Raw genomic sequence first — 23960 nt, forward strand, 5'->3', positions numbered from 1 at the left:
AGTTAATATACTCCTCCGAATCAAAAATGCGGAGGATGTATGACCACTTTGCCATTTCCAAAATCAGCCAAGCCTTGCAATACAGCAAAAGTGCAGACACAAAAAAAGGACATAGCCGCGTTACTCAACAACCATGTCCATCCCAACCACAATACAACCCTCACGCTATCAGACCACTCAGGTAAGACCCTCACCATCAACTGCAACACAGACGACCCATCTGGACTATTAGACACCGCCTTGATATACCTCAGTAACTAACGCCCATAAAAAAACAGCGCCTACAATCACGTAAGCGCTGTTCATCTTTAATTTTAGTGCAGAATAACTTACAACTATTATCGCAACTCAATTTGCACCACCTATTTAGTGCAGAATAATTTATAAATGCGCCTAATTCAGATAACCAATCAAATCCTAGCCAACTTCCGCCGTATCCCGTACAGCTAAAGGCTTCTTATCCCACTTCACCCCAACTCGTCCCATCTAATCCCACTACCATCTAGTGCAATATAAAGTACTAACTCACACTCATGACCTCTAAATCTTGTCATCTCGGCCGATCTCATCAATAAATCGCTTGAATGTGCCAGCCATATTACCAATACTGTAATCAACCCTCTAAACGAGGGCAAAAAATCCTTTTTTTTGGCTATTTAAAAATTTATATAAAAATCAAACAGTTATAACAAGGCAAAAAATAAAAGGTAAAATAAGGGTTTTTGTCTTCCACACCTTGTGATAACTGATTTTTTAGAGGTATAATTCCTCTTACTCACCGCACAGGTGACTTAGAAATTTGTTTTGTGGCGTCTTGCCATCCCAACCCTCTTACTCACCGCACAGGTGACTTAGAAATGCAAATCATGGGCGGATTAGATGGTCAGGACCTTACTCACCGCACAGGTGACTTAGAAATTAAAAGACGTGTTGAGTGAAGCCACGCCTGACTTACTCACCGCACAGGTGACTTAGAAAAAGCAAAGCTCTGTCTTTTAGCGTCTTTAAATCTTACTCACCGCACAGGTGACTTAGAAAATTGCCATTGTCTTTGCTCAAATCAGAGCAACCTTACTCACCGCACAGGTGACTTGAGCCGCGTTAAAAAATTGCATGTCAATTTTAGTGGTGCAAGGAAAATCCTTTAAATAGGATTTTTAGGTAGTATGACCATCGTGAGATATTCGTATTTATCCACCGCACAGGTGACTTAGAAAATATATCGTGACGCCCAAAGCGAGCAGTAGTACTTACTCACCGCACAGGTGACTTGAGCCGCGTTAAAAAAATTGTATGTCAATTTTAGTGGCGCAAGGAAAATCCTTTAAATAGGATTTTTAGGTAGTATGACCATCGTGAGATATTCGTATTTATCCACCGCACAGGTGACTTAGAAATCAATCAACCCACCCTCATATAAGCTCATAAAATAAAGACGTTTTCGCACTACAATAGAGAAAGCGTCCTCTAATAAAGCTGTTACAAATTTTTAGAGATTTTGGGGAAATAATGAGTCAGACACGACATGCAGGTCCTGTCATTACCGCTCAAACTGGCTGGGATGAAGCGTTACTCATCGGGACTGAGCAAGAGTTGCTCGAATTTGCGGAGAGCATCATTCAAGCGGTGGGCTGTGCAAAAAAAGAAGAGTTCTTTGGCGAGGAAGCCCATGTATCAGCGTTCTATGCCGTCACAGGCCAGTATAGTGAAGTCCTATTTGATTGGTTGGTGGTCACAAAGGACAGCAAGCAAACCATTGAACTTGTGCATAAAGTGCAAGGTTTATAACAAGTTGCTGCATACACAAAAATGACTCGTTGCACTCCCAATTTCTCGGTGAGTAAGGCGTTGAGGCTGTAGAATTAATCTGCTTGCTTCAGTATTATGCTTGAACGCGAAAGCCACTCTAAAAATGAGTGGCTTTTTTTATAATCTGATCACGCCAAAAGTCGCGCCCTCCCGTCCAAGTTTCGCATACTAAATGTCATTATTTTAATGCACCAAATGCCCTCAGAAGACCCACTGTTTTATAATAGCGGTATAAGGGTATGATGCAATATAATACTCATTATGCAGCGATATCAGGCCTTTTTGGCGCTCTAAACCTCTACCTTGCTGACCACCATAGCGCTACGGCGACAACGATTGAGAAAAGCGCACTTGCTGTCCATCGGCCAGGATCAGCGTGCCTTCATCGATAGCAATATTCACATCTTGCGTGTTACGAATGGCTCGCATCACATTGATATCCTCAATACTGCTGTTGATAATGATCTTTCCAGATTGTTCCGTGGTGATGGGCGGCTCAAAATCTGTATGCGGTATGACAAAGCGTTTTCCTTCTCTTAACTGGTCATCTTTCATGATCAGCACCCCCTTAAAGCTTTTGATGGCGCTTGTGCCATGGTTGGAGAGCATAAACTGTAGCTTGACCTGATTTAAGCTGTCACTGTCGCTTGATTTGACAGGCAGTAGGGCAATAGGGTAGGTTTCGGTCATCGCCGCTGTTCCTGCCTTGCTGGCGATGATAGGGCTTTTTTCTCCAGTAGGATTGTTAGGGTGCAGGCGCTCATACTCTCGCTGCTGCACAAGCGCTTGCTTGATGGTGGTACGCGGCATCGCCCCTGACTCATACGCGTCACTGAGCTTCATACGCAGCATATAGCGGCTGAGCAATTGCCGCTCGTCCTCGGACAGCTGCTCAAAGGTGTCGCCCAGCTTGTTTTGCCACTGATCGGAGTCGGTGGGGATGGTTTGGGTGAGTGGGTCAGTTTGCGGCTGGCTACAGCTGGCCAGTAGGGGCAGTGCGCCCAAAAAAGACAGGAGCAAGATCATGGTTGTAGCAGGCTTGGTGCTTTTATTGGCTGTGCGTTGCCAGTGTTCACCTGCCATAGGATGTATTTGCGTCCTTGCGCCACGCTTTTTTAGCATACCTACCATAACCTGTCTCCTAATCCTTTATTATTATCCATCAGCCATGACGGCTGACAGGTGATTGGCTTTGTCAAAAATCACGCTGTATCTTAAATATACCCTGTTTTGGGCGGCGTTATATCAGCGCGTTATCAGGTATCGTGTTACGTTTTGCAAAAGGTGGAGGCAATCGGTAGGTGAACCAAAGCAGAGGAAGTATGGGGATGACGAGGGTGAAAACAGATAAAATACACAGGCATAAAAAAGGGCCAAGCGCTCTATAGCGGATTTGGCCCTGTGTTTCTATAATACAATACGGTAGACGGCGGCTGATGTGCCGCCAATATCACTTACTGGCGTCTTGTTCTTGTAAGTTGCAAAGCGGCTCCGTGATATGATTGTTGTGAGTCACCACGATGGCTTCATCGATGATGCGCTGGCTGACGCCCTTTTTGCGCAAAGTTTCGATAAAGATTTCATCATGGGCTAGGGTATAGTCCTCATGATCGCGGTCAAGACCTTGGCGAATATACAGACGAATCAGACCTTGTATACGTTTGAAACCAAGTTCTGATCGAGTCGTCTCCAGTAGCTCAATCATCTCTTCTGAGAGACGGATACTGATAGGACGCATGATCTTTTGTGGATGATCAGAAAACTTATTTTTTATTCGTACAGGTATCATAGTAAACCATTATGTTTTAATGAATAGAAACAGTACTTAAGCAAAAACATGTATCGTACGGATGATAAATACTTGAATTGTGATTATAAAACAAATGCCATCACCACTATGTACCATACAATAAAACAATGTAAAAGAACACTGCCACTTTTGCAAAAATGATAGACATAAAAAAAACCTTCATCGTATGAATACAAGATGAAGGTTTTAGTATATGGCTCCTCAACCTGGGCTCGAACCAGGGACACACGGATTAACAGTCCGACGCTCTACCAACTGAGCTATTGAGGAATAAGCTGTCATAACGAATGCTATGTTTTCTAACAGTGTTTGCGTTATGTGGGGCGTATTTTAGCCAAGTCATTATAGGCTGTCAACCCTAAATATGCATTATTTTTGATTTTTTGCCAAAAACTTAAAAGCCGTCAAAAATAGCCGCTATTTGGGCAAGTTGCACCCTGTTATATGCTCATTATTATTGATGAGATTATCAAACCAGTAACCGATCATGTACCACATAAATAATAGAGCGTTTTGAATGATCAAGATAGCAGACATAAAAAAAACCTCATCAAGTCGATGAGGGTTTTGGCAAATGCCATAATTGAATCTAATGTGATTCAAGATAAGCCGTCACAATATGTGTGACAAAATGTGGCTCCTCAACCTGGGCTCGAACCAGGGACACACGGATTAACAGTCCGACGCTCTACCAACTGAGCTATTGAGGAATAAGTTATCAACCTAATTGGTTGTAACGAGCTTAGCGCAAGCATGTTGCGTTGTTGCTAAGTGGGGCGTATTCTAGCAAAGATAAAAAATAGGTCAAGCATTTTTTGCTATTTTTTTGAAAAAAGTTCCAATCCATATCCTGAATACTCAAATTGGCACAAAAAAACGCCCACAGCGGGGCGTTCTTTGTTACATAGTTACATACTGCTATTAAGCGTCAATCACAGATGGCTTATTCGGCAACATCCAATTCTGATACGGCAGACTCGATACGCGCTAGCGCGTCTTTTAGTGTCGCTTCGTCAGTGGCGTAAGAGATACGCATAAAGCCGCCAAGACCAAAGGCATCGCCAGGTACGACCGCCACGCCAACTTTTTCAAGCAGCCACTCGGCAAACTCGGTGCAAGACGATAGGCCAGCGGCCTTAATCAATGGCTTGATCTCAGGATACACGTAGAATGCGCCATCAGGACGCAAGCAAGTAATGCCTTTAATGGCATTTAGGCCGTCAACCACCAAGTCGCAACGCTTCTCAAACGCTTCAATCATCGGCTCAAGGACGGTTTGGTCACCGCTGATGGCGGCTGCCGCTGCCACTTGGCTGATCGAGGTTGGGCATGAGGTGGACTGTGATTGTACTTTTTTCATGGCGCCAATCAGTTTTGCAGGGCCACCCGCGTAGCCGATACGCCAGCCCGTCATGGCATATGCTTTTGATACGCCGTTTAGGATGATGGCGCGGTCTTTGAGCTCAGGCGCTGCATTTAGGATGTTGTAGAACTTATCGCCTGTCCAGCGAATATGCTCATACATGTCATCAGAGGCCACATAGACTTGTGGGTGCTTTTTTAGCACTTCAGCGATGGCTTTTAGCTCATCTAAGGTATAGATCATGCCTGTTGGGTTAGATGGGCTGTTGAGTACCAACATCTTGGTTTTGTCAGTGATGGCGTCTTCGAGCTGCTCGGCAGTGATTTTGAAATCTTGCTCAGCGGGGCATTTTACGATGACAGGCACGCCTTCAGCGATCTTAACCATATCAGGATAGCTGACCCAATAAGGGGCTGGGATGATGACTTCGTCGCCTGCATTGATAAAGGCTTGGGCAAGGTTAAAGAACGACTGCTTACCACCGACCGATACTAGGATTTCGTTAGGCTCGTAGCTGACGTCGTTGTCACGCTGGAACTTGTCGATAATGGCTTTTTTGAGCTCTGGCGTACCGTCAACGGCAGTGTATTTGGTAAAGCCATTATTGATGGCTTCAATCGCGGCTTGTTTGATGTGATCTGGGGTATCAAAGTCAGGCTCACCTGCACCAAGGCCGATGATGTCTTTACCAGCATCTTTAAGCTCTTTGGCTTTATTGGTGATGGCAAGTGTCGGTGACGGTTTGATGTTGTTTACGCGATCAGACAGTTGCAGTTCGCTCATTATAGATCCTTTTTTAATAAAATGTTTTTAGTCATTGTTGTGGTCATAAGTCGAACGCCAACATGTGGCTGGCTGATGACAGTGATTGCCCAAAAAAAGACGTGACACGTGCTATCACCAATGCCTTTACTCAAGCGCAGGGCATATGGGCGTAGGGCTGATATGACATGACTAATAGTAACGTAATTCCGCTGTGTTTTAATAAAAACCGCGTCATTGGTTACAAAAAAGCCAAGCGTTGCGCGAGTGCTTGCGAAGTTACAACACTAGTCTATCAACCATGTTTTATAATTATTTAGACTAAATAAATGAACATCATATGGTGTTAAGCCAGCCGATAAAGAAAAAAGTAGCGCTTAATGCCAATTAAGATGGATATGACCATCATCAACCAATTATAAAAACAGGGATCTTATTATGAGCCAATCAACCAAAGATAAAGCATCAGATCAGTCCTCTAAAACAGACGCATTGCCAACAAACAGTCATATTCTCATTACAGGTGCGACCTCAGGGATTGGTAAGCAGTTGGCCATTGATTATCTACAAGCGGGACATCAGGTCTATGCTGTTGGCCGCGATGACGATGCGCTAGCAGACCTAAAAGCGCAGGGTGCCATGACGATTGATTTGGATTTGATGGATCGAGAAAAAGTCATTGAGGCTTTTGAAAAACTTGACACGATTGATTTGGCTATCCTTGGGGCAGGCATGTGTGAATACCTAGATATGCCAAACTTCGACAGTGAATCGTTTATGAAAGTGATGTCGGTCAATATGGGTACGTTGTCGCATGCCATCGAGGGCGTATTGCCAAAACTGATGGCCTCAAAAGGTCGCTTGGTGGGTATCGGTTCGGCATCAGCTTATGTACCTTTTGCCCGTGCAGAAGCCTACGGCAGCTCAAAAGCGGCGATTCATTACCTGATGAAAACCTTACAAATCAGCCTTGCGCCGCATGATGTGGCGGTTAGTCTGGTGGTGCCAGGCTTTGTGGAAACGCCAATGACGGCGCAAAACGACTTCCCGATGCCGTTTTTGCAAACCCCTGAGCAAGCCAGCCGCGCCATTCGTGAGGGTATCGATCACGGCGATGAGGTGATTGAATTTCCCAAAAAGCTCACGTTACCCCTCAAAACCTTGGGAGCTTTGCCAGATATGATCTGGCAGCAAGTCAGCGAAAAGCTCAATAAAAAATAATAGCACCATAACAGGATCATCGTTTATGCCAATCAGACGTCGCAAGCCCAAAGCAAACCGTGTGGCAGCCGTAAAAGACAACAATAATGACACCCATGGTCGCCATCAGAAAAATGACAATCAAGCAGCTTCACCTAAAAAAAATATTGCCATCATTGGCTCTGGTGTTTCAGGGTTGACTTGTGCGCATTATCTGGCAGCTCAGCACGCGGTAACCATATTTGAAGCCAACGACTATATCGGCGGTCACGTCAACACCATTGATGTGGCACTGCAAGATGGCAAAAAAGGCGCAGATCATATCGAGACCAGTGCCATAGATACTGGGTTTATCGTCTTTAACGAGCGCACGTATCCCAACTTTTTTCGCCTGCTTGATGAGTTGCAAGTGCCATTTCAAGCCACGGACATGAGCTTTTCAGTCAAAAACAGCGCGCGCAACTTTGAGTATAACGGTCACACGCTCAACACCTTGCTGTCGCAGCGCAAAAACGTGCTCAGTCCTAAGTTTTGGCAATTTATTACCGATATTTTGCAGTTTAACAAGCACATTCGTACGCTCAGAGCAGATTTTGATGCCGCACAGGCCAAGGGTGAGGATATCAGCACGTTGTCGGCGCAGACGTTGGGCGACTATTTGGCCGGCAAGCGCTATGGTGCTTTGTTTACGGACAATTATTTGTTGCCGATGGTGTCGGCGATTTGGTCAAACTCGCTCAAAGATGTGCAGGACTTTCCATTGGTGTTTTTTGCGCAGTTTTTTGACAATCATGGCTTGCTTGATGTGGTCAACCGTCCGCAGTGGTTCACTATTAACGGCGGCTCCAAGCAGTATGTGAATAAGCTGGTCACTCGCTTTGTGCAGGCAGGCGGCAAGGTACATGTCAACCATCCTGTGCAGTCAGTACGGCGAAAAAATGGTCGCGTCAGTATCAGCTTTCAGGCGCGTACAGACAGCGCACATACGGGCACACAAGTACAAGCATTTGATGAGGTGATTTTTGCGTGTCACGCTGACACGGCGCTGCGTCTGCTGGGTGATGCCAGTGCCGAAGAACAATCGGTACTGAGTTATTTTCAGTTTACCCCCAACACGGCGGTACTGCATACCGATACCAGCGTGCTGCCCAATAAGCCATTGGCATGGGCCAGCTGGAATTATCTGATAGATGCGCCTGCTAGCACAGATCGCTCAGGGGCATCACCCAAGCCTGTATTGACCTATCATATGAATATCTTGCAGCGCTTGCAAAAACGCCATAATTATCTGGTCACGCTCAATCAAAACATTGATGAGGCACAGGTTATTAAGCGTATCGACTACACGCACCCTGTTTACAACACCGACATGGTCGCCGCACAGGGGCAGTGGTCGCGGATCTCAGGTCACCAGCATACGCATTTTTGCGGGGCGTATTGGTTTAACGGCTTTCATGAAGATGGCGTACGCAGTGGACTGCGGGTTTGTCAGGCATTAGGTGCTGCTATAGATATCAAAGACACCGTTGACCCAAGCCACCTACCTGCTGCAGACACGGCGCACACACCCTTTCATTATCGAGACTTGCCAGTAAAAGCAGATAAAAAGCCGCGTCAGCTCAAGCGTCGCCGTGTATTGACCGCCAGTACCAACCAAGCGCTGGTCGATCACATCGGTAATATCTCAGATGCGTTATCAAGTCCCGAGCAAAAAACCACATGGCGCAGTAAATGGCGCAAGTCAAAATCACGTGCGTCTGAATCATAAGCGATTAGCCGCGTTTATTTGGCGTCGCCGATAAAACTTAAGTTACAAGTCAGTTAACCAATAAGAGAGCCTTATGCCGCCATCATCGCACGCTTCTGATAGACCAACCGCTGCTGCCTACGGGCATCAGCTGTTTGCGGGTAGCACGTGGCACCAACGGTTGCTACCTGCCAAACATCAGTTTCGTTATGATTATCGCTACTGGGGCATCAACCTCAGCGCCTTAGCTCGTGGTGATAAGCTGCCAGAAGTTAAAAGCATACTGCGCTTGCCGCTATTTTCAGGCACACGCCGAGCGTTACAGCAGTTCTGTGCAGCAGATTATATTCAGTTGTCAGAAGAGACCGATGATGATGAGCATGCTCAACAGCAGGCAGCAACTGATACTCATACTGATGCTCAAGGTTCCGATCAAGGCTATACGTCACTGCATCAGCGATTATGCACAGCATTTGAGAAGCATACAGGCAGTGTGCCTATCGGCGACGTGATGGGGCTGGTGGTCTGCCGCAATGCGGGATTGTATTTTAGCCCTGTCAATTTTTATATCGGTTTTGACGAAGCTCAGACGCCCACCCATTTATTAGCAGAAGTCTCCAACACGCCATGGAACAAGCGTCATTATTATGGGTTTTTATTGACAGGAGAGGAGAGCGCATTTTGTCATGATAAGGATTTTCATGTCTCACCGTTCAATCCGATTGACCAGCAGTATTTCTGGCAGGTGACGGTTAAGCCCAGTACAAAGGTATCAGCAGAGGGTTTGCATGTGCGTATTGCCATCAGCATCAGTGACGTACGTGGTGAGGTGCTGCGCGCAGGGGTAAATCTGTTTGGGGATACCATGACCACTGAGCGTATCACCCACAGCTTACGCAACAATCCGCTGATGAATATGACCTCACTGGCGCGTATTTATTGGCATGCTCTCAAACTCTATGCCGTCAAACGTGTACCTTATGTTCAGTACGATCAAACGCTGGCGGACAGCACGCAACGAGCTGAGCACAAAGCCAGCCGCGATTAACCAAAATCAATAATCACAACGATAAAACGATCGCGACCAATACCGCATCACCCATAACAACAGCATAATAAACAAGGATAACCACACGATGCCCACACGCCCAACCGACCGAAGTCCCAAATCCACGCTTGAAAAAGCCACTGCGCGCATCAGCAAAACGGTCAATAGTAGCGCAGCACTCAAGCCACTCAGTCATGGGGTGAATTATTTGGCAAAACAGGCGGTATTTCGCGCCCTCAAAAACATACAGTTTGGCAGCATCACCATCATTGAGGCGTTTGGTAATCAGGCCGAAAATGTACATCACTTTGGTACAGCAAGCACACCATCGGCGGCTATGGATGCCATAACTGAACCGACTTATACGGATATGCCCAGCAGCTCTGTGGTCGGTCGGCATCGACTGGATGTCACCTTGGTGATCCATGATGACACGGTTTATCGTCAGCTGCTATTCGGTGGTTCTATTGCGCTTGCCGACAGTTATATTGATGGCAAATGGGACACCGATGATCTGACAGGATTGATTCGACTGGCCGCACGCAATTTGGCCGTTATCAATGCCCTAGAAGATCGCTTTGCCGCGATTAGCAAGACTTTGGAGCGCACCAAGCACCAACTGCGCAGCAATGACAAATCAGGCGCGAAGTCCAATATTTTGGCGCATTATGATTTGGGCAATAGCATGTATCAAAATTTCCTTGATCCGACCATGATGTATTCCTCAGCCATGTACCCTGCGCCTGACAGTACCTTAAGTGAAGCGCAGCAGCATAAGCTGTCACTTATTTGCCAGCGTTTGCAACTGACTGCTGAGGATGAAGTGATTGAAATTGGTACGGGCTGGGGCGGCTTTGCCATTTATGCAGCCACGCACTATGGCTGTCATGTGACCACGACCACCATTTCTGATGCACAGTATGACGAGGCGCAGCGCCGAGTAGAGGCGGCAGGATTGACCGATAAAATTACCTTACTGAAAGAGGATTATCGTGAGCTGACAGGTCAGTATGACAAGCTGGTTAGTATCGAGATGATTGAGGCAGTGGGCTATGAGTATTTGCCGACCTTTTTTGCCAAGTGTAATGAGTTGCTCAAGCCAACGGGCTTGATGGTGCTACAAGCCATTACCTTTAACGATCAACATTACCAAAGCTATTTAAATTCAGTTGATTTTATCCAAACGCATATTTTCCCAGGGGGCTGCCTGTTGTCCAATCAAGAGCTGACCACCCAGTTTGCTCAGCAGACCGACATGGTTATCAAGCAGCTACATGATTATGGCTTTGATTATGCCTATACACTACGCGATTGGCGTGCTGCTTTTATGGCCAAACGGTCAGAGATTCAAGCGCTCGGCTATGACGACGCCTTTATTCGCCTGTGGGCGTTTTACTTTTGCTATTGCGAAGGCGGATTTTTGGAGCGCACCATCGGCGTGGTACAGGTGACTGCGGTGAAACCAAACAATACCGATATGCTGCACTTTGCTGATTTGCCAGCGCGCACAACCCAAGCGGGAGTGGCTGAGTCTGGCTGTCAACACGATACGGGCAGTTCATATGACACACACGCAGATGATTGCCAAGCGTGTGCGGCGGCATCATAGACGAGGAGAGCATCATGGGATATCTATTTATTTATCTGGCAGCAGTAGTGATATTTTTGGGCGTGGATGCCGTGTGGCTGACGACGATGAAAGGGGCGTTTTATGAGTCGCGCATCGGTCATCTGCTCGCTGATGAACCAAATATGGTCGCGGCAGGCGCGTTTTATATGTTTTATGTCTTTGCCTTGTGCGTCTTAATTTTGTATCCACAAATCAAAGCAGGCTCTTCGGTCGGGTATATCTTTTTACTTGGCGGTTTGATTGGCTTGATGGCTTATGGTACTTATGACTTCACCAACTTGGCACTATATAAGGGGTTTACCCTTGATACAGCGCTGGTAGATTTTGTGTGGGGCGGAGTGTTGACTGGTTCGGTGAGTGCCATCGTTGCATGGCTGGCTTACCGTTTTCATTGGCTGAGCTAAAGTATCACTCAGATGAGCGCTTGCATCATGGTGCGGTGTTCATCCGAGCCGTGATGGTCGCGTTGAGTATCGATATTGATACGGCGTCGGGCAGGGCGGTATCCAAGTTGGTTCGGTTTGCGCTACACTAGAAGCCACTTACCTTTGGTTTATGTCACTGCTGCTGTTATTAAGGATTATCATGCCCCAAGTCAATACCACTTCCACTGCCAAAAAAGCCCCCCTAAATCACGAACTGTACATGTCGGTACTGATGACGCCCGATATGGCCAATTTTATTGGCAACGTCCATGGTGGTGATTTGTTAAAAATGCTCGATCAGGTGGCATATGCGTGTGCCAGTCGCTACAGCGGTAGTTATGTTGTGACCTTGTCTGTGGATCAGGTGATGTTCCGTGAGCCAATCTATGTGGGTGAGCTGGTCACTTTTGCCGCCAGTGTCAACTATGTCGGTAGAACCTCGATGGAAATCGGTATTCGAGTCGAGGCAGAAAACGTACAGGCACGTACCATCCGTCATACCAACAGCTGCTACTTTACCATGGTGGCAGTCGATGACAATGGCAAACCAACCGCAGTGCCACCGCTGGAGCTAAAAACCCCCATGCAGCGCTGCCGCTTTGATGCTGCATTAGAGCGCAAGCGTTTACATATGGAAGAGGCCAAGCGCCCCAGCTGTGATATTGAAAATTTTCAAGACGCTCAAGACATGGTCGGTGAGTTGACCGAAACGCCAAGAGACCATAACGACTGATTGATGAACAACATACCAATCTAGCCATCGCATGATGGCAGATGTGACAATTCCTTAGAGGTGATCATGAGCTTAAAACCGTCTGTGGCCAGTGCGCCGCGTCACCTTAATCAAAATGCCGCCCCTTCTAAGCCCACTAAACGTGGCAGCGGCGGTTATGATGGCGACCCAGAAGGCACTCCAGAAGGCGGCCATTCAGGTTCGCTGATCACGGTACTGATCGCGGTTGGTGCTAACTTACTGATTGCCATTGCCAAATCTGTGGCAGCGTTTATGACAGGCTCGGCGTCTATGGTCGCAGAAGCGGCGCATTCATGGGCAGACACGGGCAACGGCATGCTGTTGATCGTTGCCGAAAAAAAGGCCGTCAAGCCTGCCGACCACAGCCACCCGCTGGGTTATGGCAAAGAATCTTATGTCTGGTCGATGATTGCCGCATTTGGGGTATTCACTGCAGGCTCAATCGTGTCCATCTATACGGGTGTCAAAGAGTGGAACGCTGCTGAAACCGAGACCAGTTATACAATAGGCTTTGTGATTTTGGCGATTGCTTTTTTGTTAGAAGGGTTTTCGCTGGTGCAGGCTTATCGTCAGAGCAAAAAACATGGCGCGGCAATGAATATCAGTGCGATCGGCTATGTGGTCGATACCTCTAACCCAACCTTGCGTGGGGTATTTTTTGAGGATTTGGCTGCGGTGATTGGTCTGGTGATTGCAGCAGCGGCCATGGGCATGCACGCTTATACTGGCGAGCCGTTTTGGGATGCGTTAGGCTCTATCATCGTCGGTGTCTTGCTGGGTGCAGTGGCTATATTTTTAATCAGTCGCAATCGTGACTTTTTGGTGGGTCTAAAAGTCACTGATAGCATTCATGACTATGCGCTCAGCGAACTGCTGGCACATCCTGATATCGATAGCGTCTCATATTTACACCTTGAGTGGGTGGGGCCAAAGAAAATCTTTATGGTGGCAGCAGTAGATATTGCAGGCAACCAAAAAGAAAACAGCGTCGCGCAGAAGTTTGAAGACATTGAAAACCAGTTTCGCGCCAATGCGTTGTTTCAAGAGGCGATTTTGACACTATCCGCCCCAGAGGCAGTGCCGCTGACCCTTAGTGCAACAAATATGCAAGCGGGTCAGTAAGCGTCTGATATGGCACAAAAAAACCGAGACCAGCGTCTCGGTTTTTTTAATACTACTCTGTTTGATACACGCTGTATCAGCAGTCAATTTACTGGATTAGTTCTTTGGCGCATTGGCACCAATGAACCATGCATCTTTGTCTACCGTACGGCTGGCAGCAGTAAATAGGTCAGCAGTATCTTCATCGCCTGCATCACCAGCAGTAACAATGGCTTCTCTTAACGCTTCGGCAACTTTTTTGTAGCGGCTGGTCAGCTCACGCACATGTTGGTCTACTTCGGTAAAGTCAGTTGGGTAATCATCTAAAATAGACTCTTTGGCCACGCGACTTGCCAAACCGTTTGGTTGGCCACCCAAGATCACAATACGTTCTGCGATGGTGTCTGACACTTCACGAATACGGTCAGCAGTGTCATCTAATAATTGATGCACACCGATGAAGCCCGTACCTTGTAGGTTCCAATGGCACTGTTTGCCATCTAAGGTCAAATCAATGACGTTTGCTAGGTTTGCATTGAGCAAATCAACCATTTTTTTGGCAGTTTCGTCTGAAATTCCACTTGCGTAACGTTCTCTCATATCTTACTCCATTATTTGGATTATTTATTGTTAGCTTATATTTATCGTAGTAGCCCTTGTCATCATCGTATGACAAAAAAGACATATTGTTATCGATCATCAAAACAAAATTAGAAGCTTGATTTTGATGACTGGTTGTTGATAAATGCAGTGCTCGTTAATTCAGTACCGATAATAGCAGGTTCACCGCAGCATGAAAGCCCCAAGTGTTATGCTTTGTTAGGTGGTCGTGTAACCGACTTGTTAACCATGAAAATCTTTGTAACGTTACGGCTTCATGGTTATAAATTAGGTAGTCAAATCAGGAGATAGGAGCTGACTGACAAAGTCATCATAGTCATCGCCCAGTGGCAACTCGGTATCAGCATATAGCTCGCGGCGATAAGTTGTCGTCGGCATATTGGTCTTCGGGTTAAATCCCGTTTTACTCACTTGTTGAAAATACAGCCCCGTCCCTCGTTTTTGCCACGTGGGCAGCTCATTGTAATTGATGCCGTGTGTGTACAGCAGCTCGTGCTTATATTCCAATGCTTTGCCTGCCATTTGCATGGTGGCCTGCTGTGCACCCACACCTTGCTTGCGCAGCAGCCAATAACAATGCGCATTTAAGCTGTTACGGTGGGCATCTTCTTGTCGCCAGCGAAAATACTGTTGTACCAATGAGATGTTGGGCAGCTGCGAGACTCTTGCATCAAAGCTGGCCAATTGACCATGGGTGACGCTAAAAAACCCGCTCGCTTCACCTGCCAATACGGAGTTGATCTTGCGCAGTTTACGACCAAAGGTGTCTTCAGTTGGGTGCAGTAATAACGATATTTCATCACTTTGCGTATAGCCGTAGAGCACATTAAAGCCGCAATTCATCAAATGCTGGGTAGTGGCGACCATCAATTCATGAAAGCGACTGTCAAAAGGTGCATCAAGTTGCCAGACTTCTTTGGTCTTTTTGGTAAAGCCGCGCCCATCGAGCCTGACGACAACAAACATCTCTGGCAGGACGCACAGGTCATGAGCCGTTTCATAAATTCGCAGGCGGGTATCAAGTTCTTCAAAACGCATAATGCTCTCAATCCTATCATTCATTTTATATCAGCAAGTCATGCCACCGAGGTGACAGGCGCTCATGGTTTTCAAATCATTTTTGTTAGGTGGCTGTTATATGGTGTTTGTTAGATGGCTTTGTGGATGTTTTCTTGAACAGTAAAGGTGTTGTCACCGACCTTTACCGTAAACAGCTTATCAAAGCCTTCCTCAAAGCTGGGCAACTGCATCTTTTTTGCCGTGCCCTTAACCCCAATGGCGGGGATTTTTGCTTTGCCTTCTCGTCTGTTGTTGCGTGCCAAAGCATCCTGAAAAGGGCAGTCAAAATAATAGGCGATAACTTCAAATCCTGCTGCCTTTGCCGCCGCAATAAAATCAGTACGCTCAAGTACGGTGGGATTGGTTTTGTCGAGTACCATCTTGGTTTTGCTGGTAAGACAGGCCTCAAACAGTAACTGGAGTCGATGATTGGTCTTGAGCATGTCTTTATTTAGGCGAAGATGGCTGTGGAAAAAGTGGCGCTGATAAAAAGTCGATTTACCCGCCCCTTGAATACCAATAAACATAATCAGTTGCATAAATGGTCAGTTATCCTCGTCAGTCATTCCTTAGTAGGCATGAAGCCTTGTTTTGGAATCTATCCATCATTTGTTGATTGGGTGCCGGATGACTATACCTGATTTGATGCCTTTTTTGGCATCCATTTACGGCTTTATATGTGCCTTGAGCGTGATAAATACGCTTTAAAAATGGCGATTTACCCCCATATTGTCATAAACCTAAAAAAGAAGAAAATGACCATGCGCATGCCTGAACCACGATCATCACGACAACTCAATCAATTGGCCACTCAGCTGCAAGGCGATGCTGAAATCAGTGGCGTCAATGCGTCGGGGACGCAAATATCGAGCCGCGCTTTTGAGATGGTGACGGACTTTGAGCCAGCAGGGGATCAGCCGCAAGCGATTGCCAAGCTGGTCAAAGGCATTGATTCTGATATGGATGAGCAATTGCTGCTTGGGGTTACAGGCTCAGGTAAAACCTATACCATGGCCAAGGTCATCAGTGAGTGCCAGCGCCCGACCATCATTATGGCACATAACAAAACCCTCGCCGCCCAGCTGTATGGCGAGTTTAAGGCGTTTTTCCCCAATAACGCGGTAGAGTATTTTGTCAGTTATTATGACTACTACCAGCCAGAAGCCTATGTCGCCGCCAGTGATACCTTTATTGAAAAAGACAGCGCGATTAACGATCATATTGATCAGATGCGTCTGTCTGCCACGCGCGCGCTGCTTGAGCGCCGTGATGCCATTATTGTCGCTTCTGTCTCCTGCATTTATGGTCTGGGTGATCCTGAAAGCTATCTAAAAATGCTGCTGCATATCGTGGTCGGTGACCGCGTTGATCGTACGGCGATGATTAAGCGTTTGGTGGAGCTACAGTACAATCGTAATGAGTTGGACTTTGGCCGCGGTACGTATCGCCTCCGTGGCGAGATACTGGACATCTATCCAGCAGAGTCTGAGCAGCTGGCTGTGCGCGTGCATCTGTTTGATGATGAGGTAGAAAAAATCACATGGTTTGACCCATTGACAGGCAAAACGGTACGCAGTGTGCCGCGTATCACCATTTATCCCAAGTCGCATTATGTCACCCCGCGTGAAAAATTGGACGCCGCCAGTGAAACCATCCGCGAGGAGCTGGATCATCGTTTAGAGTATTTTCGTGACAACAACAAGTTGATCGAAGCGCAGCGAATCAAAGAGCGTACCCAGTATGACTTGGAGATGATTCAGCAGCTGGGCTACTGCAATGGTATCGAAAACTACTCGCAGCATCTCTCAGGCCGCCCATCAGGAGAAGCGCCGCCAACCTTGTTTGATTATATTCCAGAAGATGCGCTGCTGTTTATTGATGAATCGCATGTGACCGTTTCGCAGATTGGCGCGATGTATAAGGGTGACAGATCGCGAAAAGAAAACTTGGTCAATTATGGCTTTCGCCTGCCAAGCGCGATGAATAACCGCCCGATGAAGTTTGAAGAGTGGGAGCGCATCAAGCCAAAAACCATTTTTGTGACCGCAACGCCCGCGCATTATGAGCTTGAGCATAGCGACCAAGTGGTTGAGCAGCTGGTGCGCCCGACAGGCCTGATCGATCCTGAGATTGAGATACGTCCTGTGCTCACCCAAGTCGATGATGTGCTGTCTGAGATTACCAAACGCCGCGAAAATGATGAACGCGTATTGATTACCACACTGACCAAACGCATGTCTGAGGATCTGACCAGCTATCTAAAAGAGTACCATGTCAAGGTGGCTTATCTGCACTCAGATATCGACACGGTAGAGCGTATGCAGATCATTCATGAGCTGCGTACTGGGGTCTATGATGTGTTGGTCGGTATCAACTTGCTACGTGAGGGCTTGGATATGCCTGAGGTGTCATTGGTGGCGATTTTTGATGCGGATAAAGAGGGCTTTTTGCGCTCAGAGCGGGCGTTGATTCAGACCATTGGCCGCGCCGCACGTCACTTAAACGGTAAAGCCATCCTCTATGCCGACCGCATTACGCCAAGTATGGAAAAGGCGATAGAGGAAACCGATCGCCGCCGCGAAAAACAGATTGCCTTTAACCTTGAGCATGGCATCACACCAAAAGGCGCCCGCCGTAGTATCACGGATAAGATCGACACGGGCGAAGAGGTTGATGCCAATGACAATCAGGCGATACCGGTCAAGAGTAACCTGCCTGATGTCGATATCAACATCTTGCGCAGTCCTGATTTGCTCGCTAAAGAAATCAAGCGTCTGGAAAAACAGATGCAGCAGCTGTCCCGTGACCTCAAGTTTGAGGAAGCAGCAAAAACACGCGATAAGGTGCTTGAGCTAAAAGCGCATTTAATTTAGAAGCTCTTTAGTAAAATTTTATAGTATATGAAATTTCCATTTCACGTATGATAAGTTATTGAGTGTTTGAAATTAATTATAGTAATCGGGGATGTTCTTGAAAACTTTTTTAAACTGGCTTGCCGCGGCAGCATCAATTATAGGACTATTTTTCACACTTAAACCAAATCCCTATGATTTTTCAGTTTCACAGACTGTACTTTTAACTATTATTATTGTCGTATTCTTTTTTGCTGCAATATCAGACCTGAAAGAATCTTATCAGGTATCTAAGAAGAGATATTCAAATGATAGAAAGATAAATAATTATATGTATAAAATGCTAAAAAAATCTGGTGCTTGTGAAATATGCTCAAGAGATGCAAGTTGGATTGTGGAGGAGCGTATTATGGAGTTATTGGAAAGTAAGGCTAGAAGTGGTGAATTATGCTTTTTAGTGCATCAAAAAACTGAAGAGTTAACGAGGTTAGAAGGACTAGGAGCAGAAGTTATAGAATATGGAAAACTTGGATTTGAACCCTTAACACGCTTTACAATAGTAAATGCAAATAATAATAACTCGTCCTATGTTGCAATAGGGCAACAAAGGCCTAATGAGCATCATATGATACAAGAGCTAGATTCTTCAAACCCTACCTTTTCTATTGCAGTTGATCTTGTACGTTCAATTAGAGTTATATATGACACACATAATAATTGATAAAGAAGAATCTAAAATAGTTGAAGAATGGGATGAGATTGCAGCTGTTAGAGAGTTTCAGATAAGCTCTGGAATAGATCACAGTGCAATTAAAGTTTTATCTCCAGCTATTCTGAGAGAAATTACTACAGGTAGTAGTCTAATAGATATTGGATGCGGTACGGGTTGGTTAACAGCACAAGCTTCTACTATGTGCAGCACCTGTTTGGGGATAGATCCAAGTGAAAAATCAATTGAAATTGCGAATGCGAAATATGGAAATAAAGATTTAAGTTTTATAAAGTCAAGTGTTGAAAATTTCTCTTCTAATGGTGAAGTTTTTGAAACGGCAATATTAAATATGGTTGCCAGCAATGTGCTCAATCTTGATAGCTTCATCGCAGCTGTAAAAAAAGTATTAAAATTGAACGGAGTTATGATTATGACTATTCCTCATCCATGCTTCTGGCCGCAATATTGGGGGTATGCAGATGATGACGATTTTGCTTATTCAGAAACTTGTATGGTAGAAGGTCATTTCAAGATACAGAATGATACAACAGGTCATACTACCACTCATTTTCATCATCCTCTTGAAAAATATTTTAGTACCTTATTCCTTGAAGGTTTTTCAGTCGAAAAACTGATTGAATTACGAGGTAAAGGATTTAATTTTCCCAGATTTCTTCTAATCAAAGCCAAAGTTATATAATTAAGATAAGTTTAAGTGATTGATTAGATGTATTGCATTATGTGGTAGAGATAACCCTGTAGCTGTGCCAATCAACAACGCAGTTTTACATTTTCTGTCTTAACAACCTTGGCGGCTTTTTGTAGGATGGTGTTATCCAGTGCGTGATAAGGCTAAAGCCATGGTATGATGACCGCCGCACTGCATACACAACAATTATAAATGTGAAATCATTTTAAAAAATTACTGACTAGGGACGTAGCTATGTTTGATATCAAATCATTATTACAAAGAGGAATAGAGAAAGAGTTGACCAACGTTGATGACTATATCTTTATGCCAGAAAACATCGAAATGGAGCTTGAGGGTGGACAGCTCAACTGTGTGCTCAACAGCGATGGCCGTGTGGATATTTTTTATAGCAAAGAGGGCGTGACAGACGTTAGATCAGCGCCGCGCAAACATCCATTGACCGCATTTGAGCATGAGTTGCATCACGGCGTCTATGATGATGTGATTGAAGAGTTAATCAAAGACGTGGATAAAACCTTAGATGGTAGCTCCAGATATTTTCGCAGTAAGGTGTTACCCATGGCGGCAGCGCTCACGGCAGAGCCATTTGTCACCAGCAAATAAAGTCACGCTCTAGCAAACAGGTTGCTGGATATGCGCTATCTCGCATTTTACGGTCACCTGTTACTAGCAGCGATGAGTTGATAGCGGACGCACTCACAAAGTGCGTTCGCTTTTTTTGTGCGGTGAGTTATTTGAGGATACTGCCGTAACAGCTTTGCAACGACTTGGCGATGACGCGGGTCACCATCTGCGTGCGGTATTGTGTGTCAATGGCAGCATTGGCCATATCGACGATGGTCACTTGCTGCGGTGCTTGTTCGCTGACGCAGCCGCAGATTTTATTTTGTGCGGTGGTTTGTTGCTGCGGGGTCATGGCCACACTGGCAATGCGCCATGCCTTTTGTTTTTCAAGCTCAACGCGGCATTGGTTATCAACAGCGGCTTTAAAAACACTCGCACCAATATTGGTTGCAGTACCAACGGTATTGTTGGGTGCGCCGCCTGTACCAGTAGATGCACAGCCAGAGAGGGCAAAGGTGGTGAGAATCGCCGCTGACAAACAAAGTTTTTTCATCTTAATATCCTTAAATAATCATAAGTGATGGCAACAGATGCGCATCATGGGCTGATAGGGTGGCTCATTATACCCTGTTCTGGTATCACTGCGTCATGGCTACATTCATGGCTAGATGGTATTGAGCGCGCCACTACTCGCTTCGAGTCTGTATCCACGCATGACTGCCCACAAAAAAACCAGCTAAGTTGCCTTAGCTGGCGATTAGCGGTTGTAATGGCAGCCGCTATATCAAAACGTCATGGACATGTTTAGCGGATGTTTATACGTTTTTGCCATGCTGCTGATCTTGGATGTCTTTGGCAAGCTTGTAGCATTCGTTGATGTGGTCAACGGCGATTTTTTTGAAAATCATATAGCCCATGGTTGCTGCGACCATTTGACCACCTAATGGAATAAATTTGGTGACCTGTTTGGCAACGATACGACCACCAAAGCCTTGCACAGTCTTTTTGACGATACCGCGAGTGGCCATCAAACCTGCAAAATCAACCGCGCGGTCTTTAACTTCGCTCCAATGAATGTCGCGTGACTGAAGATCCACTGCTGAGGTACGATCTTCTAGCAATCCAAAGCGCTCACTGATTTCTGGCAACAGCTGGGTCAACAATCCAGCATCGACTGCCACATCAAAAAATGGCACAGGAACGATGGCAACACCTGCAGAAACTTTGGCGCGTTTTTTGACCAGCTTCACGCACTCTTTTTTAACGCTATCTAGGTCTAAGCTTGGATCAATGGTGTCTGGTAATTTTTCGGCAGCAGGTGTGGTATTCATAATAGTGTCCTTAGTTTTTATAAAAGTGTTCAATAATCAAAGGTGAGGTATCGACCAAACCACTGTCTGAGTCAATAGGCGACAAACCAAGCAATCGGTGCCGATATCACAAATGGAATAGACAGTTGTTATTCTAGGGAATTGTGAGACAGATACAATCATAGCTTTGTATCAAAATACAATAAACTGCACTGTCTATGCACAGTTTTTGTAAAGAGTACTGGCATTTGTGGGCAAAATCAGGGTCAAGTGATGCCTAGATAGAACCTAAATGCCACCTCAAAGGGGTGCTTGATACTGGCTGAACCATGGGTACACAGTTCTTTGTATCAAGGGATAAAATAGGATTGTGAGGCGGCCTGAAAGCCAGTAAAATGGGCAGATGCTAAATTTAACCCCCCGATATATTTGTGACGATACCAAATCCTTTCCCGACGCCCTGCAGCCGCTGGCGACCGAATCACTGACCTTAGCGCGCCTATATGCAGGCCGCGGCATCAAAGCCCCTGATGAGCTGGAAACCAGTCTGTCAGCATTGCTGGCAGCTGAAGCGCTGCATGGTATGGATGAAGCGGTACAGTTGCTAGACAATGCCATTGATGATGGCCTGCGTATTCTGATCGTTGGCGATTTTGACTGTGACGGTGCGACCAGCACGGCGCTGATGATGCGTGCCTTGACAGAGATGGGCGCGGTGGTCGATTTTATTGTCCCTGATCGCTTCAAGTATGGCTATGGTCTGACGCCTGAGATCGTTGAGCTGGGCATTGAGACTTATCAGCCGCAGGTAATCGTGACGGTAGATAATGGTATCTCCAGTCATGACGGCGTGGCGCGCGCGCAAGCAGATGACATTACGGTTATCATCACTGATCATCATCTCACCACCAAAGCGGTGCCACCAGCAGAAGCGGTGGTCAACCCCAACCAGCTTGCCTGTCAGTTTGACAGCAAGGCGCTGGTCGGCGTCGGCGTGGCCTTTTATGTGCTCGGTCGCCTTGCCAAAGTGCGCCGTGCTGCTGGCAAGTCCAGTGTGCAAGTCAGTCGCTATCTGGATTTGGTGGCGCTGGGTACGATTGCCGATGTGGGCGTACTGGATAAAAACAACCGTATCCTAGTGCATCATGGCCTGAATGCGATTCGCCAAGGGCGCTGCGCGATGGGCATTCTCGCGCTGCTTGAGCAGGCAGGCCGCGATGTCAAGCAGCTACAGGCACAGGACTTTGGCTTTGTACTCGGGCCACGTATCAACGCCGCAGGCCGTATGGACAATATGCGCATCGGTATCGAATGTTTGCTGACAGAAGACTGGCCTACCGCGCAGCGTTTGGCGCAGCAGCTTGAGCAGCTTAACCGTGAGCGCCGTCATGTCGAAGGCGAAATGCGAGAGCAAGCCGATAGCATCGTGCAGGCCTTGAGCGCTCATGAACCATCAGCTGAGACAGATGACGATGGTGATGGCGATATTGATAGTGACAGTGATTCGCTGATCTCCGCAACGTCAGCGAGTGACCAAACGAGCAATATAGATCAACAAGCAGACACCGATAGCAGTCGCAGTATTATTTTATATCAAGAGCACTGGCATCAAGGGGTCATTGGCATCGTTGCTGGGCGATTAAAAGAGCGCCATTATCGCCCCAGTATCGTCTTTGCGCCTGCGGATAAAGCGCAGGTGGGCGCTGATGACATGATCAAAGGCTCGGCGCGCTCGATTGCAGGGGTGCATATTCGTGATGCGATTGAGCAAGTTGCCGAGCAGCATCCTGCGCTGATCAGCCATTTTGGTGGTCATGCGATGGCCGCAGGACTGACCATCAAAGCGGGCAATTTTCCTGCATTTAGCCGCGCTTTTGAATCGGTCATGGACGACTATGACGAGGCAGTATTTACTGAGAAAAAATTCACTGATGGCGCATTGCAAGCGGCAGATTTTAGCCTGTGGTTTGCTGAGAGTCTCAAGCATGCCAGTATCTGGGGGCATGGTTTTGCACCACCGATATTTGATGGGGTGTTTGAGGTGCTTAGCTTTAGGGTGTTAAAAGACAAGCATCTCAAGCTGTCATTGCGCTACCCTGACGTGCAGTATCCGATTGACGCCATTTACTTTAATTTTGACCCCAGCGCATGGGATTACCGCGCCGAGCAAGTGCATATGCTGTTTGAGCTGGACATTAATGAATGGAATGGCAAACAAAGCTTGCAACTGATGGTTAAGGATTTGGCGGTTGTCAGTCTTTAGCGCTGATCACAAAAAGCGTGATGACAAAAAAGAATGGCGGCGATCTGTCTTAGATCGCCGCCATTTTTATGGTGAGTGCTGCGGTAGCTTGTATAGTGAATCCTTTATAAAAAAGACACAGCGAGATTTAATGGTATTTTTCGTAGCATCAAAAGCTGCCATCACAGCAAGCAAGAAAAATACCGTTAAATTGAACGCACTTTGCATGTTGTCTCTTT

At 46.4% G+C, this 23960-nt stretch carries 22 protein-coding genes and 2 tRNA genes; 14 read left to right on the forward strand and 10 right to left on the reverse strand.

Going from position 1 to position 23960, the window contains the following annotated elements; all coding sequences use genetic code 11:
• Positions 1-39: 39 nt before the first annotated feature.
• Positions 40-261, forward strand: a complete 222-nt coding sequence (locus ACFI32_RS04860; RefSeq protein ID WP_462625379.1) for a hypothetical protein — start codon at positions 40-42, stop codon at positions 259-261.
• A 1248-nt stretch (positions 262-1509) separates the two neighbouring features.
• Positions 1510-1788: a hypothetical protein gene (locus ACFI32_RS04865; protein WP_462625380.1), complete on the forward strand. Its 279-nt coding sequence runs from the start codon at positions 1510-1512 to the stop codon at positions 1786-1788.
• Between the two features lie 342 nt (positions 1789-2130).
• Here ACFI32_RS04865 and ACFI32_RS04870 read toward each other — a convergent pair whose 3' ends face one another.
• From ACFI32_RS04870 to ACFI32_RS04890, 5 genes are all read right to left on the reverse strand, one after another.
• The gene (locus ACFI32_RS04870) at positions 2131-2940 is read right to left on the reverse strand and encodes a hypothetical protein (protein WP_462625381.1); all 810 of its coding nucleotides are present in this window, start codon (positions 2938-2940) and stop codon (positions 2131-2133) included.
• Positions 2941-3259: 319 nt separating this feature from the next.
• Positions 3260-3598, reverse strand: coding sequence for a CopG family transcriptional regulator (locus ACFI32_RS04875; RefSeq protein WP_462625382.1), 339 nt, complete (start codon positions 3596-3598; stop codon positions 3260-3262).
• Positions 3599-3813: 215 nt separating this feature from the next.
• A tRNA-Asn gene (locus tag ACFI32_RS04880) sits at positions 3814-3889 on the reverse strand.
• Positions 3890-4253: 364 nt separating this feature from the next.
• Positions 4254-4329 (reverse strand) — tRNA-Asn (locus tag ACFI32_RS04885).
• A 233-nt stretch (positions 4330-4562) separates the two neighbouring features.
• Complete coding sequence (locus ACFI32_RS04890; protein ID WP_462625383.1) at positions 4563-5765, reverse strand: pyridoxal phosphate-dependent aminotransferase; 1203 nt, start codon at positions 5763-5765, stop codon at positions 4563-4565.
• Positions 5766-6182: 417 nt separating this feature from the next.
• Between ACFI32_RS04890 and ACFI32_RS04895 the strand changes: the two genes are divergently transcribed.
• From ACFI32_RS04895 to ACFI32_RS04925, 7 genes are all read left to right on the forward strand, one after another.
• The gene (locus tag ACFI32_RS04895; RefSeq protein ID WP_462625384.1) at positions 6183-6965 is read left to right on the forward strand and encodes an SDR family NAD(P)-dependent oxidoreductase; all 783 of its coding nucleotides are present in this window, start codon (positions 6183-6185) and stop codon (positions 6963-6965) included.
• Between the two features lie 25 nt (positions 6966-6990).
• The gene (locus ACFI32_RS04900) at positions 6991-8712 is read left to right on the forward strand and encodes an NAD(P)/FAD-dependent oxidoreductase (RefSeq protein WP_462625385.1); all 1722 of its coding nucleotides are present in this window, start codon (positions 6991-6993) and stop codon (positions 8710-8712) included.
• A 73-nt stretch (positions 8713-8785) separates the two neighbouring features.
• Entirely contained in the window at positions 8786-9739 is a 954-nt protein-coding gene (locus ACFI32_RS04905) for a DUF1365 domain-containing protein (protein ID WP_462625386.1), read from the forward strand.
• Between the two features lie 88 nt (positions 9740-9827).
• Positions 9828-11348 (forward strand): class I SAM-dependent methyltransferase, encoded by a 1521-nt coding sequence (locus tag ACFI32_RS04910; RefSeq protein WP_462625387.1) that lies wholly within the window; start codon positions 9828-9830, stop codon positions 11346-11348.
• A gap of 14 nt (positions 11349-11362) precedes the next feature.
• On the forward strand, positions 11363-11773 hold the full coding sequence (locus tag ACFI32_RS04915) for a DUF2177 family protein (RefSeq protein WP_462625388.1): 411 nt from the start codon (positions 11363-11365) through the stop codon (positions 11771-11773).
• A 181-nt stretch (positions 11774-11954) separates the two neighbouring features.
• The gene (locus tag ACFI32_RS04920; protein WP_462625389.1) at positions 11955-12527 is read left to right on the forward strand and encodes an acyl-CoA thioesterase; all 573 of its coding nucleotides are present in this window, start codon (positions 11955-11957) and stop codon (positions 12525-12527) included.
• A 66-nt stretch (positions 12528-12593) separates the two neighbouring features.
• On the forward strand, positions 12594-13670 hold the full coding sequence (locus ACFI32_RS04925; RefSeq protein ID WP_462625390.1) for a cation diffusion facilitator family transporter: 1077 nt from the start codon (positions 12594-12596) through the stop codon (positions 13668-13670).
• Positions 13671-13766: 96 nt separating this feature from the next.
• On the opposite strand, the gene dps is transcribed toward ACFI32_RS04925, so the two are convergent.
• The 3 genes from dps to ACFI32_RS04940 form a co-directional block, all read right to left on the reverse strand.
• Positions 13767-14249 carry a DNA starvation/stationary phase protection protein Dps gene (gene dps, locus ACFI32_RS04930; RefSeq protein WP_462625391.1) on the reverse strand — a complete coding sequence of 161 codons (483 nt, stop codon included), beginning with the start codon at positions 14247-14249 and terminating at the stop codon, positions 13767-13769.
• Between the two features lie 288 nt (positions 14250-14537).
• Positions 14538-15308: a tRNA(His) guanylyltransferase Thg1 family protein gene (locus ACFI32_RS04935; protein WP_462625392.1), complete on the reverse strand. Its 771-nt coding sequence runs from the start codon at positions 15306-15308 to the stop codon at positions 14538-14540.
• A 110-nt stretch (positions 15309-15418) separates the two neighbouring features.
• Positions 15419-15868, reverse strand: coding sequence for an AAA family ATPase (locus ACFI32_RS04940; protein WP_462625393.1), 450 nt, complete (start codon positions 15866-15868; stop codon positions 15419-15421).
• Between the two features lie 222 nt (positions 15869-16090).
• On the opposite strand from ACFI32_RS04940, the gene uvrB reads away from it, so the two are divergent.
• The 4 genes from uvrB (at position 16091) to ACFI32_RS04960 (ending at position 20208) form a co-directional block, all read left to right on the forward strand.
• Positions 16091-18202 (forward strand): excinuclease ABC subunit UvrB, encoded by a 2112-nt coding sequence (gene uvrB / locus ACFI32_RS04945; protein ID WP_462625394.1) that lies wholly within the window; start codon positions 16091-16093, stop codon positions 18200-18202.
• Between the two features lie 97 nt (positions 18203-18299).
• Positions 18300-18902, forward strand: a complete 603-nt coding sequence (locus ACFI32_RS04950) for a hypothetical protein (RefSeq protein WP_462625395.1) — start codon at positions 18300-18302, stop codon at positions 18900-18902.
• A complete protein-coding gene (locus ACFI32_RS04955) occupies positions 18883-19593 on the forward strand; it encodes a class I SAM-dependent methyltransferase (RefSeq protein WP_462625396.1) in 711 nt (236 codons plus the stop codon). The genes ACFI32_RS04950 and ACFI32_RS04955 overlap by 20 nt, the downstream gene beginning before the upstream one ends.
• 243 nt (positions 19594-19836) lie before the next feature.
• Positions 19837-20208, forward strand: a complete 372-nt coding sequence (locus ACFI32_RS04960) for a hypothetical protein (protein WP_462625397.1) — start codon at positions 19837-19839, stop codon at positions 20206-20208.
• 127 nt (positions 20209-20335) lie between these two features.
• Here ACFI32_RS04960 and ACFI32_RS04965 read toward each other — a convergent pair whose 3' ends face one another.
• Together ACFI32_RS04965 and ACFI32_RS04970 are read right to left on the reverse strand one after the other, a co-directional pair.
• Positions 20336-20722, reverse strand: coding sequence for a hypothetical protein (locus ACFI32_RS04965; RefSeq protein ID WP_462625398.1), 387 nt, complete (start codon positions 20720-20722; stop codon positions 20336-20338).
• 262 nt (positions 20723-20984) lie between these two features.
• Positions 20985-21500, reverse strand: coding sequence for a hypothetical protein (locus ACFI32_RS04970; RefSeq protein WP_462625400.1), 516 nt, complete (start codon positions 21498-21500; stop codon positions 20985-20987).
• Positions 21501-21882: 382 nt separating this feature from the next.
• Between ACFI32_RS04970 and ACFI32_RS04975 the strand changes: the two genes are divergently transcribed.
• Positions 21883-23742, forward strand: coding sequence for a single-stranded-DNA-specific exonuclease RecJ (locus ACFI32_RS04975; protein ID WP_462625401.1), 1860 nt, complete (start codon positions 21883-21885; stop codon positions 23740-23742).
• Positions 23743-23960 lie beyond the last annotated feature (218 nt).

Source organism: Psychrobacter sp. PSi21 (genome assembly GCF_054960615.1).

Bases quoted from the DNA above. Each gene is read 5' to 3' on its own strand.
- ACFI32_RS04975 (WP_462625401.1), top strand. From the start codon at position 21,883: ATGCTAAATTTAACCCCCCGATATATTTGTGACGATACCAAATCCTTT.
- ACFI32_RS04970 (WP_462625400.1), bottom strand. From the start codon at position 21,500: ATGAATACCACACCTGCTGCCGAAAAATTACCAGACACCATTGATCCA.
- ACFI32_RS04910 (WP_462625387.1), top strand. From the start codon at position 9,828: ATGCCCACACGCCCAACCGACCGAAGTCCCAAATCCACGCTTGAAAAA.
- ACFI32_RS04860 (WP_462625379.1), top strand. From the start codon at position 40: ATGACCACTTTGCCATTTCCAAAATCAGCCAAGCCTTGCAATACAGCA.
- uvrB (WP_462625394.1), top strand. From the start codon at position 16,091: ATGCGCATGCCTGAACCACGATCATCACGACAACTCAATCAATTGGCC.
- ACFI32_RS04875 (WP_462625382.1), bottom strand. From the start codon at position 3,598: ATGATACCTGTACGAATAAAAAATAAGTTTTCTGATCATCCACAAAAG.
- ACFI32_RS04890 (WP_462625383.1), bottom strand. From the start codon at position 5,765: ATGAGCGAACTGCAACTGTCTGATCGCGTAAACAACATCAAACCGTCA.
- ACFI32_RS04955 (WP_462625396.1), top strand. From the start codon at position 18,883: ATGACACACATAATAATTGATAAAGAAGAATCTAAAATAGTTGAAGAA.
- ACFI32_RS04895 (WP_462625384.1), top strand. From the start codon at position 6,183: ATGAGCCAATCAACCAAAGATAAAGCATCAGATCAGTCCTCTAAAACA.
- ACFI32_RS04940 (WP_462625393.1), bottom strand. From the start codon at position 15,868: ATGCAACTGATTATGTTTATTGGTATTCAAGGGGCGGGTAAATCGACT.
- ACFI32_RS04935 (WP_462625392.1), bottom strand. From the start codon at position 15,308: ATGCGTTTTGAAGAACTTGATACCCGCCTGCGAATTTATGAAACGGCT.
- ACFI32_RS04915 (WP_462625388.1), top strand. From the start codon at position 11,363: ATGGGATATCTATTTATTTATCTGGCAGCAGTAGTGATATTTTTGGGC.
- ACFI32_RS04960 (WP_462625397.1), top strand. From the start codon at position 19,837: ATGTTTGATATCAAATCATTATTACAAAGAGGAATAGAGAAAGAGTTG.
- ACFI32_RS04965 (WP_462625398.1), bottom strand. From the start codon at position 20,722: ATGAAAAAACTTTGTTTGTCAGCGGCGATTCTCACCACCTTTGCCCTC.
- dps (WP_462625391.1), bottom strand. From the start codon at position 14,249: ATGAGAGAACGTTACGCAAGTGGAATTTCAGACGAAACTGCCAAAAAA.
- ACFI32_RS04925 (WP_462625390.1), top strand. From the start codon at position 12,594: ATGAGCTTAAAACCGTCTGTGGCCAGTGCGCCGCGTCACCTTAATCAA.
- ACFI32_RS04865 (WP_462625380.1), top strand. From the start codon at position 1,510: ATGAGTCAGACACGACATGCAGGTCCTGTCATTACCGCTCAAACTGGC.
- ACFI32_RS04900 (WP_462625385.1), top strand. From the start codon at position 6,991: ATGCCAATCAGACGTCGCAAGCCCAAAGCAAACCGTGTGGCAGCCGTA.
- ACFI32_RS04920 (WP_462625389.1), top strand. From the start codon at position 11,955: ATGCCCCAAGTCAATACCACTTCCACTGCCAAAAAAGCCCCCCTAAAT.
- ACFI32_RS04905 (WP_462625386.1), top strand. From the start codon at position 8,786: ATGCCGCCATCATCGCACGCTTCTGATAGACCAACCGCTGCTGCCTAC.
- ACFI32_RS04870 (WP_462625381.1), bottom strand. From the start codon at position 2,940: ATGGTAGGTATGCTAAAAAAGCGTGGCGCAAGGACGCAAATACATCCT.